The sequence below is a fragment of the Corynebacterium sp. KPL2680 genome (genome assembly GCF_040225675.1).
GTDB lineage: Bacteria > Actinomycetota > Actinomycetes > Mycobacteriales > Mycobacteriaceae > Corynebacterium > Corynebacterium rhinophilum.
On record NZ_JBEHFM010000021.1, the window covers coordinates 1 to 13260 of the forward strand.

General features: G+C 59.0%; 10 protein-coding genes and 1 pseudogene. 3 read left to right on the forward strand and 8 right to left on the reverse strand.

Annotated elements, in window-relative coordinates; translation table 11 throughout:
- Window positions 1–830 (reverse strand): annotated as a pseudogene (locus ABRP66_RS09635) (VaFE repeat-containing surface-anchored protein); the annotation flags it as partial.
- A gap of 1109 nt (window positions 831–1939) precedes the next feature.
- Between ABRP66_RS09635 and ABRP66_RS09640 the strand changes: the two are divergent.
- Window positions 1940–2386: a hypothetical protein gene (locus ABRP66_RS09640; RefSeq protein ID WP_284770440.1), complete on the forward strand. Its 447-nt coding sequence runs from the start codon at window positions 1940–1942 to the stop codon at window positions 2384–2386.
- A gap of 135 nt (window positions 2387–2521) precedes the next feature.
- Here ABRP66_RS09640 and ABRP66_RS09645 read toward each other — a convergent pair whose 3' ends face one another.
- A complete protein-coding gene (locus tag ABRP66_RS09645; protein ID WP_284770439.1) occupies window positions 2522–3814 on the reverse strand; it encodes an adenylosuccinate synthase in 1293 nt (430 codons plus the stop codon).
- Between the two features lie 88 nt (window positions 3815–3902).
- On the opposite strand from ABRP66_RS09645, the gene ABRP66_RS09650 reads away from it, so the two are divergent.
- Window positions 3903–4718, forward strand: coding sequence for a hypothetical protein (locus ABRP66_RS09650; protein ID WP_284770438.1), 816 nt, complete (start codon window positions 3903–3905; stop codon window positions 4716–4718).
- A gap of 125 nt (window positions 4719–4843) precedes the next feature.
- On the opposite strand, the gene ABRP66_RS09655 is transcribed toward ABRP66_RS09650, so the two are convergent.
- Window positions 4844–6058, reverse strand: coding sequence for an FUSC family protein (locus ABRP66_RS09655; RefSeq protein WP_284770437.1), 1215 nt, complete (start codon window positions 6056–6058; stop codon window positions 4844–4846).
- A gap of 177 nt (window positions 6059–6235) precedes the next feature.
- Here ABRP66_RS09655 and ABRP66_RS09660 point away from each other — a divergent pair, with 177 nt between their 5' ends.
- The gene (locus tag ABRP66_RS09660; protein WP_284770436.1) at window positions 6236–7294 is read left to right on the forward strand and encodes an HNH endonuclease signature motif containing protein; all 1059 of its coding nucleotides are present in this window, start codon (window positions 6236–6238) and stop codon (window positions 7292–7294) included.
- A gap of 340 nt (window positions 7295–7634) precedes the next feature.
- Here the strand turns inward: ABRP66_RS09660 and fbaA are convergent, their stop codons facing one another.
- The 5 genes from fbaA to ABRP66_RS09685 form a co-directional block, all read right to left on the reverse strand.
- A complete protein-coding gene (gene fbaA / locus ABRP66_RS09665; RefSeq protein ID WP_023024081.1) occupies window positions 7635–8669 on the reverse strand; it encodes a class II fructose-bisphosphate aldolase in 1035 nt (344 codons plus the stop codon).
- A 184-nt stretch (window positions 8670–8853) separates the two neighbouring features.
- Window positions 8854–10059, reverse strand: a complete 1206-nt coding sequence (locus ABRP66_RS09670; RefSeq protein WP_284770434.1) for a glycoside hydrolase family 76 protein — start codon at window positions 10057–10059, stop codon at window positions 8854–8856.
- 53 nt (window positions 10060–10112) lie between these two features.
- Window positions 10113–10859 carry a TrmH family RNA methyltransferase gene (locus ABRP66_RS09675; RefSeq protein WP_284796648.1) on the reverse strand — a complete coding sequence of 249 codons (747 nt, stop codon included), beginning with the start codon at window positions 10857–10859 and terminating at the stop codon, window positions 10113–10115.
- 4 nt (window positions 10860–10863) lie between these two features.
- Window positions 10864–11418, reverse strand: coding sequence for an orotate phosphoribosyltransferase (gene pyrE / locus ABRP66_RS09680; protein WP_284770433.1), 555 nt, complete (start codon window positions 11416–11418; stop codon window positions 10864–10866).
- A 78-nt stretch (window positions 11419–11496) separates the two neighbouring features.
- Entirely contained in the window at window positions 11497–13260 is a 1764-nt protein-coding gene (locus ABRP66_RS09685; protein WP_284770432.1) for a TtfA family protein, read from the reverse strand.

Here is a 13260-nt window from a genome sequence, read left to right on the forward strand (position 1 = left end):
GTCACCTTAGCACCAGCAACAACCTGATCAGCATCTCCGGCAAACTCAGCCTGAGTAGAAATCTCCGGATTCCTATCCTCGCCGCCGTCGTCGTCAGGGAGTCCGGGCTGATCCGGAGGCAAAACACGCTGGCCGCCGCCCGAGGTATGCTTATAAATTCCGTTTGGCCCGACAATAGTCAGGAATGCATCAGCGGGCTGCTTATCAATTTTAACGCTTGGATCAACATCGAACTGATCGTCGAGGTTTTGAGCGGTAGTCTTTACGATACGAAGCCCCGTCAGCTCTGTAAATTCTTGCGGGCTGCCCTCAAATCCTTGGAAACGCGACACGTTGTTGGCGTCTCCATAGCCTAGGTTTCCGTTTATGAAGTTGATGGCCGCTTCACGACCCGACGGATCAGAAATAATTGCACTCAAATACACAATATATTTCTTCGCCAACTGCTTTTGACCATTTTCCTGTGCATCTCGCAACTTCAGTGCGAGTCCGATAACAGCATCTTGATACTTTGGGTCATCGAAACTTAGAGCACCTGCAGTAGACTTCTTATAGCTACCACCTTTGTGCATTGGGTCCGCCTGCGTGTAGTCAATGCACCAGCCCCACCCAACATCGTTCGCTGCATTTCCAGTGGAGTTTCCCTCAGGTGGCGTACCGGCCCACACCAACGGGCCCCAGCTATCATCCCCAGAATTACGTACACTCTCGAGCCCCATGTCATAATTCGGTTCGAAGTCCGTCGGCTCAGCAGCCTCAGCCCTTGCCCCCGTGACAGTAACCATAGCCAAAGTTACTGCAATTACAGCAAGAACTGCAGTTAAAGCCACTCTCCCCTCTCGAGGTATTCTTCTCAATTTACTCATTCTTCCCTCTTCAGGCAATCGAATTTTACGGCTGCATTCTTACGCAGTGAGCTACTTTCCTGAGTAAAATCTGAGTTTGAGGCTGGACACACCAAGGATAAACCCAGGGTACAACCCGAATCTTGATTCCTACTCGCTGCTCACCTGGGAGGATACCACGCACAAATGTAAGCCAACAACCAGCCGACTTTATATAATTACACATTGCAAAGCTTTATTAAGCAATATATCTAGAAACCTGAAGTACCCTGAGCTTTTCTTGTTTTTTACCTTGATGTCCAGGTTTATCCAATAAAAACTATTGTTTTTATAATCCTTCTTTAACATTGGCCGACATTCGATAACTCAAGCTTCGGCGGAGCCCACCCTCGTGAGCGTGTCAAGTTGTTTGTGTGCGAAGTCGGGATTATCGATACTTGTCGAAGCGGTTAAAAAGGCTATAACCATGTGGTTGACTGCTCGTTTCCAACCTGATGCTCGTACTCCTTTAACGAGCCTGCTAGCTGTAACCAAGGCCCGTTTGCCTTGTCTCGCCCGCTAGATAGCTCGTTTGCCTTCAATAGTGTAGATCACCAAACACAACTACCTACACCCCCTGCACGCAATGATTAAGAAAACCTCGAAGCGTTTCGCACATCATAGTAAAGCGTGCGTAATTCGCGGGAAATTGCACCATCCATAAAAGTCGTGCAGTAACCGGAAGGCCCACTAAAGGATGCAGGGAACCACAATTCGAGCCTACTTTTCTAAAACTCAACAGAAATTGGATAGCGCTTCAATAGTTTGCACCCCATTAAACCCCGTCCATTACCAGCGTCATGTTCTAGCGGTTTCCGGACTTCATTAAAATGTGTTGCATTACACCCAAAATTATATTGTGAGGATTATCATCCTACAATACAGGCAATGTAGGTCTGACATCTCTTATTTAACCAAAAGCATCGCCTTTCGCCAATGACTCCTAAATATATTATTAATGGGGCAGTCAACAAGATAAATTTCACATAGTCACCCACCTTCTACGGTGCTAGTATCTCTAACGGTTTCGAACACTAACCCAGAAAGGATCGGAAATGTCTATTCCTTCTTTTATTGCTAGCGCCATCGCTGCTGTATTGCCTCTAACCGGCAGCACCGGCCCAGTTGACGCCCAAGACCAGCTTGCTGAGCCAGAGGTAACCCAGACCGCTGACGCTGAGCAGTCCACCGACCAGTCCGATGAGCCCGGCGCTCACGCCGAAAAGGGCCGCATCACCGGTGACAAGGAAGATGTAATCAACGGAGACCAGGACTACTCTGCACCCATCCTGCAGAGCGGTAAGTTGGCTGTGCAGCGCGAACTCGCGCTCGCTACCGACGAGCTGGGCCACGAGTTCATGAACATCGACTTCAAGGACAGCCACAGCGCACACCTGACCTTCCCGGACACCTATAACCCGGATACTGACCAGGCAGCCGTGGACCGCGTGCTGGAAGCACTCAAGATCAACGGCTACGACAACCTGACCGCCGCTTACTAAAGCTGATCGGGCATAGCCTCGGGGAGCCCCAAGGATCCTAAAGAAGGGGCGAGGTACCTCACCAAGGTACCTCGCCCCTTCTTTTTCTTTTATGAGCTCGTAGCTAGTCCGAGCTCATCCACGCAGCTACGTCCGTTACTGGTCTTCCATGACATCGTGGCGCACGATGGTCTGGTCGCGGCCAGGGCCGACACCGATATAAGAGATGCGGCAGCCGGACAGTTCCTCCAAGCGCAACACGTAATCCTGCGCCTTCTGCGGCAGATCCTCGAAGGTGGTGCACTCGGAGATGTCTTCGTCCCACGCCGGCATGGTTTCAAAAATCGGCTCGGCGTGGTGGAACTCGGACTGGGTAACCGGCATCTCGTCGTAACGCTTGCCATCAACGTCATAAGCCACGCAGATAGGAATCTCCCCAATGCCGGTAAGCACATCGAGCTTGGTCAAGAAGTAATCCGTAAAGCCATTCACGCGCGTGGCGTAGCGAGCAATCACGGAATCGTACCAGCCACAGCGGCGCGTGCGCCCAGTGTTCACGCCAACCTCGCCACCGGTGGTCTGCAGGTACTCGCCCCACTTATCAAAGAGCTCGGTGGGGAACGGGCCGGCGCCAACGCGGGTGGTATAGGCCTTGATAATGCCCAACGAGGTCTTAATCCGCGTCGGCCCAATGCCAGAGCCAACCGATGCCCCACCCGCAGTCGGGTTCGAGGAAGTCACGAACGGGTAGGTGCCGTGGTCAACGTCCAACATGGTTGCCTGGCCGCCCTCCATGAGTACGTTCTGGCCATTAGCAAGCGCTTCGTTCAGTTCGAGCTCGGCGTCGATGACCATGGGGCGCAGGCGGTCGCGGTAGCTTAAGAAGTACTCCACAATCTGCTCGGCCTCGATGGCCTTGCGGTTGTACATCTTCACCAGCATCTGGTTCTTAATCTCCAGCGCGGACTCGACCTTCTGGCGCAGGATGGACTCGTCGAAAATATCCTGCACGCGGATGCCAATGCGCGCGACCTTATCAGCGTAGGTCGGCCCAATGCCGCGGCCGGTGGTACCAATCGCGCGCTTGCCCAGGAAGCGCTCCTGCACGCGGTCGATGGTCTGGTGATACGGCGCCACGAGGTGCGCATTCGCGGAAATCTTCAGGCGGGAGGCATTCGCCCCGCGCGCTTCCAGGCCATCAATCTCATCAAAGAGCGCCTCGAGGTTAATCACCACGCCATTGCCCAGCACAGGGGTGGCGTTTTCAGAAAGAATACCGGCGGGCAGGAGCTTCAGCTCGTATTTTTCACCGCCGACCACGACGGTGTGCCCGGCGTTATTGCCGCCGTTCGGCTTGACTACGTAGTCAACTTTCCCGCCAAGGATATCGGTAGCCTTGCCCTTGCCTTCGTCGCCCCATTGGGCGCCGACAATGACGATCGCTGCCATCTTTTAAGTCACTTCCTCATTATTGAAGCCAAAATACGCATTTACCTTACACTTTTCTGGCCGCAATAGCCCACGTAGCATGATGTGCATGCGTTTTTTGTTCCTCCGCTGCGGCGCCCCCGGCGTTGATTTGCCCGCAGAGGCCTATGACCTTTCGGCCGTTCCTTCCCGCAAGGAGCTCTCGCTTATCGATGCCGCCGCCACCAACCTCCTCCCCCACGACCCCACGCCTTCGCTTGACGAGATCGCCGCGCAGCCCGATGTCCGCCACCTCAGCGCCCCTGCCGCCGCACCGCAGGAGCCTTACCTAGAGGACCGCCTGCGCATCGTGGTTGCGGGCTCGGATTCGGCGCTGAACGCCGTCATCACCCGGCTCATGCGCGCCGATAACCTGTGGGCCGAGGTAGCGTTCATTCCCACGGGCGAGTCGGCCGCCGCCGCTAATTGGGGCCTGCCTGCCGCGCCGCAGGAGTCCCTCGAGGTCGCCCGCACCGCCCCTGTCCGCCCGGTGCCACTCATCCGCAACGATTCCGGCCAAGCCGTCGCCGGCTCTGCAACCATTTCGGATTGGTCCAATGGCCCGCTTACCGGTGAGATCATCATCGATGATGACACCCTCGCCGCCTCCGGCCGCGGCACTTTTGGCGCGCGGCTCGTCCCCATGACCGATGCCCCTGGCATCCTGGCGGCCCGCGCAACCTCTCCAGTCGAGCCCGAAGGCCGCCTGCGCTCTCTGCTGCGCAAGCCCGGCCGCCTCGACCCGGATTCCGTCCACACCGGCCGCGCGGTCCAGGCAGGCGGTCCCCAACTGCGCGTGCTTGTCGATGCCATCCCCCACAAACGCCCCCTCACCCGCGTCACCTTCTACCGCCACCTGCGCGACCTCCAAGTAGTGCGCCCCTAGTCCACCCGTCACAGCTAACGCCGGTTCAGCCAGCTCACCCCGTCTCCGCCGACTCGGCTCTCGGTTGACTCAGCTCGCACAACTCTGCAAGCGCCCCGCTCAGCGGATATGCGGGCGAGGTCCTGCTAATTCTGCCCCTTCTGCTTATCTTTGCGCTCCCACACCTCCGGCGGGAACGCCGGGTGCGTAGAGGTAGGAACCAAGTGCGCGACGGCGGACTCGCGCGAAAGCCCGCAGACCATGAGCATGTCCACGACGATGGACCTCGTCTGCGCGAGGATCGTATATGCAGAAAGCGTCGCGTCTTCTTCGATAAGATCCATGCCCGCTTGACCGCCCACGTAGCGCAGCCGCTGCACGAGTTCGGGTATCTCTATCGCCTCATCGTGGTCCCGCTTTTGCCGGCCGTAAAGCTCTCCCACCGCGAGGATAATTTCTGATAGCTCTTCTAGGAGCTCTAGCTGCTTTGCGGATACGGTATCGCCGTCTTCAGTAAGCACTAGCGCGCGGCGCGATAGCACCCGCACCCCGCGCACCGCATTATCTACCGGCAATAGGATGCGCTCTAGGGACCGAATGCTCCTGCGCGAGGTCCACAAAAGCGGCGATACTTCCGATGCCTCCCTGCCCGATTGCGCCGCGCTCAGCAGCGTATTCACGTCATTTTGCGTGCCGCGCACCGCATCGCGGGCATCGCGAATAATCTCGGGATTGGTATCGCGGATGCCATGCGTGACGTCGTTGAGAATGCTGGATGCAATCCTCAACACCTTCGACACCTCGCGCCGAGCTTCCTTCAGCGGGGAATTCGGGATAAGCGCAATCGTGATAAGCCCAATGCCGGAACCAATCATCGCGTCGATCGCCCGGTGCAGGCCACCCGGTCCCTCGGTGGGCGGAAAAATCGTGGCAATAAGGATGGAACCAAAGACAATCTGGTTGGACACCAGCGGCGATTTCGTAATAAAAGACCCCACAACCAGGCCTGCTCCCACAATGAAGAGGATCTGGAACGGCCCCTGCCCCACCACTTGGAACAGCAAATCGCCCAAGGCCACGCCGACGATGCCGCCCAGTGACATCTCCACTGCCCTTTTCATCCTGTCCCCGCCCGAAAGCCCCAGAATGATGACAGCCGAGATGGGCGCGAAGAACGGCTGCGGATGCCCAAAGAGGGAGCTAGCCACCCAATACGCCAATGCGGCACCGACGGTGGCCTGGATTATATAAACGAAGCGCGAACGGATGCGTTGCAGACGCGATAATACTGAACGGTCCACCACCCGCAGCATTTGCCTCGTTGAGACTCTTTGTTTCGCTTCCGACATGTCCTCCAGCATAGAAGACCGCTGTCTACCACCGCCCCCGAATACCCGCATCCCGGCCTGCGCCAGGTTGTGGATAACCCGCTGTATGCGTGCGACACCAACCCCCGCCGCGCGAGAATTCCACAGAATCGCCGTTTCGCCTTACCCATCCATTGCCGCGTACCCGTTCCGCTTTTACCGTCAGGAGCCGTGAACACAGAATTTTTACAACTTTGCCGTCGCGGTGTGGACCTCGTCGCCGAGTTTCAGGGATGCTCCGAACAGCAGCTCATCGAAGCCGGCGCCAGCCAGCTCCTCGCCGCGCAACTCGCCCGCCTCCAGCACACATATTTCGGCCGCACCTCCAATAGCCGCAAGCAGCGCCTCGCCTGCGAGGCCGCTCGTTCTCGCGGCCACGACCTCGCCATCCTCGAAAGCATCGAGTCTTTCGCCCACCGCGTGAAAGACACCAACCGCAGTTGGGATCTTCGCCTAGAGCTCTGCCGCGCAGAAGCCCACCTGATTCCGGCAATCGCAAAGAAGCGCCTCAAACAGCTCAATCCCGCCAAGCGTCCCTCGCACGGCGTCCGCTATACCCGACGCCCCGATGGTCCCCACACCATCTCCATCACCGCGGAGCCCACTGATATCGCGGATATCAAGGGCGTTCTCGCTTCCGTGGATAAGGAAAACCCGCTCGCAGCCGCCAAGCAGGTCATCCTCGAGGGCAATCCCGGCGCGCTGCCTGCGGTGCATACCAATGTGATCATCACCCTTGACCAGCTAGACCGCATCACTGCTGGCCAGGGCGATGACATCATGCTTCAGCTTTCCAACGGCGCGCGCATGTCCGGCGCCCAGCTCGTCGCCCGGACCCTCGCCCAACGCGGTTACGTCAGCTTGGTCCATCCTGAGCACGGCGCGGTGAACCTGTATCGCACCGAGCGCATGGCCAGCTGGAAGCAGCGCATGCTAGCCCGCGCGGAACATCCTATTTGCGCTTGGCCCGGCTGCTCCACGCCTGCCGATGACGCCCAAGTCCACCACATCACCGCCTGGGCAGCCGGCGGCCCCACAAACCAAGAAAACCTCGTAACGCTCTGCGCTCATCACAATGCGGTGAATCAAGATGATGATTCCCGCCCCACCGCACGCGGGCGCATGGTTCGCATCAAGGGCCGCATCGCCTGGATCCCGCCGTGGAGCGGCAACCCGCGGTTTATCCCCTCACCCGCCTATTCACCACGACCAACAAGGAGTTCTACCTAGCCCTCGCCTGACCCACCCAATCCGGCCGGTCTGCCTAGTCCGCCTCGTCCACTGGTCCCCGCTGTATCTGCCGTTCCCTCCTGGCCTTACCAGACTATATTTATGCCCAATCTCGCTGGCATAGCTGGTCGGGCCGGCATAGCTTGTCTGGCTGATCTGGCATACCTGCCTGCTCTGTCTCATATCCGGCAAGGCCGCGCCCCATCCTCGCGCCCCGCAGATAGGCCCAGCGTTAGGTCTAGAAATGGGACTAGAAATAAGAAAAGCCGCCTCCCGCATAGGGGGAAGCGGCTACTTCGTCGTGCCTGCGGCGCGACCGCGCCTTCGGCTTAGACTCGTCCTACTTGGCCGTGGTCTTACCCACGGAGTGGAGGTCCTGGCATGCCTCGATGACGCGCTCGGACATACCCTGCTCTGCCTTCTTCAGGTAAGAGCGTGGGTCGTAGACCTTCTTGTTGCCTACCTCGCCGTCAATCTTGAACACGCCGTCGTAGTTTTCCATCATGTGGCGAGCTACTGGGTTGGTAAACGCATACTGGGTATCGGTGTCCACGTTCATCTTGATGACGCCGTAGCGCAGCGCCTCTTCGATCTTCTCCTTCTCAGAGCCGGAACCGCCGTGGAATACGAAGTCAAAGGCGTGCTCACCCTCGCTCAGGCCGAGCTTCTTCTGCGCAACCTTCTGGCCCTCCAGCAGAACCTCGGGGCGCAGCTTCACGTTGCCCGGCTTGTAGACGCCGTGCACGTTACCGAAGGTAGCGGCCAACAGGTAGCGGCCCTTCTCGCCGGTGCCCAGTGCATCGATGGTCTTTTCAAAGTCTTCCGGGGTCGTGTACAGGTTATCGCCGGCCTTGGCTTCGACACCGTCTTCTTCACCGCCGACAACGCCAATCTCTGCCTCGAGAATGATGTGTGCCTTCTTCGCCTTTTCCAGAAGCTCCTGGGCGATGACCAAGTTTTCATCGATCGGAATAGCAGAGCCGTCCCACATGTGGGACTGGAACAGCGGGTTCTCGCCGCGGTCGACGCGCTCCTGGGAGATGGCCATCAGCGGACGAACGTAATCATCCAGAACTTCCTTCTGGCAGTGGTCGGTGTGCAGGGCGATATTGACGCCGTAGTGCTTCGCTGCCTCGTGTGCGAAGGCGGCTAGGGCCTGAGCACCTTTAACCTTGTTCTTGACCGCGAGGCCAGAGCCGAACTCTGCACCACCGGTGGAGAATTGGATGATGCCGTCAGACTCTGCCTCGGCAAAGCCCTTCAGTGCTGCGTTGATCGTTTCAGACGAGGTGCAGTTGATGGCTGGGAATGCGAAGCCGTTCTGCTTCGCGGTGTCCAGCATCTGGTTATACGCCTCGGGGGTTGCAATTGGCATGAAATTCCATCCTTAAGTGGGATTGCGGTCAAACACGTTCCAACACCCAATTATGCCCACATTTCCGGATTTCCGCCGCAAAATTTGTGTGACATTTCCTGTGTTTACTGCCCAACTCTCAAAAATGCAGCGCCCCCACACGGCAAACCCCGCGCTAGGCGTTTAACAGCACGGTTAAACGCAGCTAATCGCGACCCGATTTTTCATGCAGGTCACGAGCTACCCGGGCGCACGCCTCCAGAAGCATCCACCCAGACAGCTGCACGGATAGGTCGCGCTCATCCACGCGAATGATGCCCATCTTTTCACTGACGGTCGTGTGCCCGAAGCCGTAGTTGTGCGGTAGGCGGGCATCGGCAGTCCAATCAGAGCCAAAAATTGGCAGGCCATCGACCTCGAGCCGGTGCTCCCACACGGATTCGGCAGACGCCACCACCATGCGGGTCGCCAACTTTTTGGTGGCCCGGTTCGCGGGCGAGTCTCCGGGCAACCGCACAGCAACATCAGCAAGATAGCGCATCAGGATGCCCTTAAACAGGCCGCCATCACCATCACCGGTCTCCCAATCCACGACGCCAGACGGAGTCGCCATCCCAGAAGCAATAGCCTGCACCAGGCCACGGATCTTGATGATGTAGCTCATCATCTCGGATGCCAGTTCGGCCTCGTAAACGCTGTCGATCTGCTCCAGCTTGCCGATGCTCGACTCCTCCCGCATCGCCAACACAATCTCCAGGCATGCCCCCAACATCACGCCTTGGCAATACGGGTGGATTTGTTTGACGATCTCAGGACCATCCATGCGCATGCGCACGCCGTCCATGATGAAGCCATCTTCATTCACCAGGTTGTCGTAGACCCAGTCAACGATGCGGCGGGCTGCGGTAATGTTTCCCATTCGCGCCAGCATGATGGCTCCGGGCCCATTGGCCGGCACGTTCATGAAGTTCTCGCCATCACGCCACGGCAATATGCCCAGTGAGTCATCGAGGCCCTCGGTGATATTTCCCTGCAAAGACGATAACGCCTTGGGCGGTTTCATCTTTTTTACCTCGCCCACGCGCCCTAGGGCGAGGGCGAGCCAGGCTTTGTCGTCGAAGTACTTATTTTTGGTCAACTGCGCAAGATTCCGCACGCGGATCCCGCGCGTGGTGTCAAGGATGCGCTGGCGGCGGGCCTTAGTATTCTTCCGTTCCGCCGCATCGACAAGGCAGTCGAGGTAGTGCGCCTGCCACCAGTAGTGCCAGTGCACGAGGAGTTTTTCTTTCGTGGTGGGCGGCCAGCTGACGATGGCGAGGTTGGTTCGCGGCAGGCCCCATACGGAATGCGCATGGCGCTCATCAATGGCGGTTTCCGCGAGTTCGGCGCGGTGGGCCCACTTTTCTTCCACGATTTCTTTATCACTCCAGTAGCAAGGTTTATTACAGTTAGTGTAACGATCTCTTACCAGGAATTGTGCAGATCGGCGTGCTGCCGGATCCAGGTATGCATGGCGATGCCCGCGGCCACACCAGCGTTGATGGACCGCGTGGAGCCAAATTGCGCGATGGAGCAGGTCATGAGGGCGGCGTCTTGCGCGGCGGCGCTTACTCCGGGGCCTTCTTGCCCGAATAGCAGCAGGCTGCGTTCCGGCAGTTCGGCGGTTTCGAGGGGCACGCAACCGGGGGTGTTATCAATGGCCACGACCGTGAGGTTTTCCTCGGCTGCCCAGGCAATGAGCTTATCGACGCCCTCATGGTGCCGCAGATGCTGATACCTATCCGTCACCATGGCGCCGCGGCGGTTCCACCGGCGCCGCCCCACAATGTGGACGGTATCGACGGCAAACGCGTTGGCGGTGCGCACGACGGTGCCGATATTGGCGTCATTTTCAAAGTTCTCGATGGCGATATGCAGGCTGTGCCGCCGCTTATCGATGTCCCCCCTAATCGCCTCCCTCCGCCAATACCGATACGCGTCGACGACATTGCGCCGGTCGCCCTCGCGCAGGAGCTCCGGATCGTATTTTTCAGCCTCCGGCCCTTGCGGCCAGGGCCCTTCCCAAGGCCCCACGCCGTGGCGGCCCTCATTCCATTCGGTCGGCCCCTTCGCCTCCTCGGGCTGTTCTTGCTGTTCTCGCTGCTCCTGCTGCTCTGGTTGCGCAGAACTCTCGGCCTGCCCGGCGGGTGCCTCTTGGCGTGCCTGGTCCATCTCGTTACGCGAGTCCAAGATCGTCCAAGCCAAGCAGGGAACGGTATTCAAGGCCCTCGGCCGAGATAACATCCTCGGCTCCGGTGGCGCGGTCAACGACGGTAGCTACGCCAACTACTTCTGCTCCAGCTTCGCGCAATGCGGCGACTGCTGTGAGCGGCGAGTTGCCGGTCGTGGTGGTGTCCTCGACGACCAGCACCTTCTTTCCGGTCACATCCGCGCCCTCGATGCGGCGCTGCATGCCGTGCTTTTTGGCTTCTTTGCGCACGACGAAGGCGTCGATATCGCGGCCCTCGGCATGCATGATGGAGGTCGCTACCGGGTCCGCGCCAAGGGTTAAGCCTCCGACGGCAGCAAAATCCCAATCCGCGGTGAGCTCGCGAAGCAAGGACCCGATGAGGCGGGAGGCTTCGTGGTGCAAGGTCGCACGGCGCAAATCGACGTAGTAATCGGCCTCTTTGCCCGAGGACAAAGTCACCTTGCCGTGCACAACGGCAAGCTCCTTGACCAGTTCCGCGAGACGCTTCTTCTTGTCTTCTTGCAGGTGCACTTCAGTCATCGCATTGCTCCTTTTCTAGAGTTTTCTTCGGAGTGTGAGGGAAATCCCTGGCTACATGGGCCAACGCAACATTCTAGGCTACTCCCCCTGCTGCGGCTCGGAATCGTCACCGCGGTCTTTATCATCGTTCTCCCATCCAGCGGCCGAGCCACTGACGTCTTGGGAGGCAGCGTCGAGGCCGTCGCCAGAAGCATCTCCCGAAGCGTCGCCGAAGATGGAAGCCTCCCCAAATTGCTGGCGCGGCAGGCGGGCAGTGCCTGAGTCGGGCGTGGGGCGTTCATTGCCATCGGCAATGGCATCGACCTCGTCCGCCCCAATCGCCGTGTGTTCAACCGGACCGCGGGTCTCGGAGTACGTGCGCGAGGGCATATCCAACGGTTCCTCCGGCCGTTGAATGACCGGCCGGGAAAACTCCGGCTGCCCCGCCGCCGCTGTTCCACCCACCGCATCGACCACAGGTGCCGCGGGAATTTCCCTGGCTGGGTCCAAGTCCTCAAGGTGGATGGTATGCACGGAGGAGGAACGGGGTGGGAGGACGCGGGAAGCATCGGCAAGTAAAGCCAGGGGCGGGAGCATTGCCTCCCAATCCGCGGTACGCGAGTGCTTGGTGGTTTGTGCCAAAACCCACTCGGTCTCCAGCCACAGCGCCGACACCACCTCCGGCATGCGTTGCAGTGCGATGCGCACGCGTTCGTCCACCATCCGCTCCGTCACGCCGCGATCGGAGGAATATACATCGAAACCTTCGATGCTCATGGCCATTAACAGGTCCTCGGACATCTCGGCCTCCTGGCTGCCGAAACGCTGGAAATCAATGACCACATCCGATGCCGCTCCCGTCCGCATCGCCATCACATTCACGCCGTCGATATCCATCAGCAACATTTCGTGGCCATACACGTTGCCGGCAACGATGTCTTTCGGCGCGGCGCCGGAGGAGGCCACTCCCCTTGTCCATTCATCGACAAGGTACTGGTCCGACTTCATGTACTCAAAGCCCCGGGTCTCCGCCCAGTTCTTGCGCTCCCGACGAATGGTGCCAGGGATAAGCGGCCGCGGCCGCCCTACCGGCTTAGGCTTTGCGTGACCTTCCGGTTGTTCTTCAGTCCCCTCTTGGCCTGCCTCTTCGAGGGAGTCAGCCGCACCCGATTCCGTTTCTGCGCCAGCTTCCGACGTCTCTTCAGTGCTGCCTGCAGTGTTGGCACGGGCAGCACTGCCAGCACTGCCAGCACTGCCAGTATTACTGGCACTGCCGACGTTATCGGAACTGCTGGTGCTGTCGGAGCCGGTTGCATGGGCGTCATTGGGGCCGGCGGTAGAGGCGGTGGCGTTGGCGGCAGTGGCAGCAGTGGCGGCGCTGCCTTTTACAACGCCATTATCTGAAACAGCCTCGGAGTCGTTAGCGCGGGCTTCGTCGCTGGCATTGGCGTCACTGGCGCTATCTTCACTCGCCCTGTCATCACCGCTGCGGCCTGATTCGCCTGCAGCGCGATGGTGACGGCCTGAAGAGGTAGCGGAGGAAGAATCGGATTCAACATCGGGGGACGGCGAGTACTTCGCCGCGAAACCGGGGTGGTCCTCAGCACCGCCTTCGCTCTCAGAATCTGTAACGGCCTCAGAGCCTGCGGCGTCTTCCGCATCCTCTTCAGTTTCCCCCTTAGTTTCGGGGCGTGCGTGGGAAGGCGCATCCTGGTCTTCCCAGGTGTCCCAGCCTTTCCGGTCGTGCTGGGATGCAGTATCGCGCTGGGCATCGGCTACGCGCTGCGTGCGGTCGTAGTACAGCAAAAAGCCACCGGCGATGCCGAGCACGAGTGCGAAAATCAGGAGTAAAGAAGCCATCAT

Bases quoted from the DNA above. Each gene is read 5' to 3' on its own strand.
- ABRP66_RS09640 (WP_284770440.1), top strand. From the start codon at position 1,940: ATGTCTATTCCTTCTTTTATTGCTAGCGCCATCGCTGCTGTATTGCCT.
- ABRP66_RS09645 (WP_284770439.1), bottom strand. From the start codon at position 3,814: ATGGCAGCGATCGTCATTGTCGGCGCCCAATGGGGCGACGAAGGCAAG.
- ABRP66_RS09650 (WP_284770438.1), top strand. From the start codon at position 3,903: ATGCGTTTTTTGTTCCTCCGCTGCGGCGCCCCCGGCGTTGATTTGCCC.
- ABRP66_RS09655 (WP_284770437.1), bottom strand. From the start codon at position 6,058: ATGCTGGAGGACATGTCGGAAGCGAAACAAAGAGTCTCAACGAGGCAA.
- fbaA (WP_023024081.1), bottom strand. From the start codon at position 8,669: ATGCCAATTGCAACCCCCGAGGCGTATAACCAGATGCTGGACACCGCG.
- ABRP66_RS09675 (WP_284796648.1), bottom strand. From the start codon at position 10,859: ATGGACCAGGCACGCCAAGAGGCACCCGCCGGGCAGGCCGAGAGTTCT.
- pyrE (WP_284770433.1), bottom strand. From the start codon at position 11,418: ATGACTGAAGTGCACCTGCAAGAAGACAAGAAGAAGCGTCTCGCGGAA.
- ABRP66_RS09685 (WP_284770432.1), bottom strand. From the start codon at position 13,260: ATGATGGCTTCTTTACTCCTGATTTTCGCACTCGTGCTCGGCATCGCC.